The sequence below is a fragment of the Streptomyces sp. NRRL B-3229 genome (assembly GCF_000719505.1).
In the GTDB taxonomy this organism is placed as follows: domain Bacteria; phylum Actinomycetota; class Actinomycetes; order Streptomycetales; family Streptomycetaceae; genus Streptomyces; species Streptomyces griseorubiginosus.
Genome location: NZ_JOGP01000175.1, coordinates 1 through 203, shown reverse-complemented (window position 1 = coordinate 203; position 203 = coordinate 1). Strand labels below are relative to the sequence as shown.

The window sequence follows — 203 nt, the reverse complement described above, 5'->3', positions numbered from 1 at the left end:
CTTCTACGAGGTGCTGGTCCGCTCCTTCCAGGACAGCAACGGCGACGGTGTCGGCGACCTCAAGGGCCTGACCGCCAAACTGGACTACCTCCAGTGGCTCGGTGTCGACTGCCTGTGGCTGCCGCCGTTCTTCAAGTCACCGCTCCGGGACGGCGGTTACGACGTCTCCGACTACACCGCCGTCCTGCCCGAGTTCGGTGACC

1 protein-coding gene is annotated in these 203 nt (G+C 65.5%); it reads left to right on the top strand.

Annotation, left to right across the window (positions count from 1 at the left end; all coding sequences use genetic code 11):
• A partial coding sequence (locus tag IF54_RS40375; RefSeq protein WP_037821323.1) for an alpha-amylase family glycosyl hydrolase occupies positions 1-203 on the top strand: 203 nt, incomplete at both ends.